We start from the raw sequence: 207 nt of genomic DNA, 5'->3' as shown, positions 1-207 counted from the left end.
TAACTCACGAGAAGATGATGGTGTACTTGTTTCAGTTTCTTTTGCAGCAGGTTGTTGTGTAGCTGGTTTTTGAGCTTTAGCTGCTTCACGAGCTTTAGCTGCTTCTTGAGCTTTAGCCGCTTCACGAGCTTTAGCTGCTTCTTGAGCCTTAGCCGCTGCTTGAGCTTCAGCATCTGCTTGAGCTTTAGCTGCTTCACGAGCTTTAGC

Annotated in this window: 1 pseudogene; it reads right to left on the bottom strand. The window is 46.9% G+C overall.

What is annotated here, in order from left to right:
- Positions 1 to 207, bottom strand: a pseudogene (locus MR160_RS34750) (enterotoxin); the annotation flags it as partial.

This window comes from Bacillus cereus group sp. BfR-BA-01382 (assembly GCF_022663475.1).
Taxonomy (GTDB): domain Bacteria; phylum Bacillota; class Bacilli; order Bacillales; family Bacillaceae_G; genus Bacillus_A; species Bacillus_A thuringiensis_S.
Note: the sequence above shows the minus strand (reverse complement) of the source record. Positions and strands in the feature narration are given on the sequence as shown.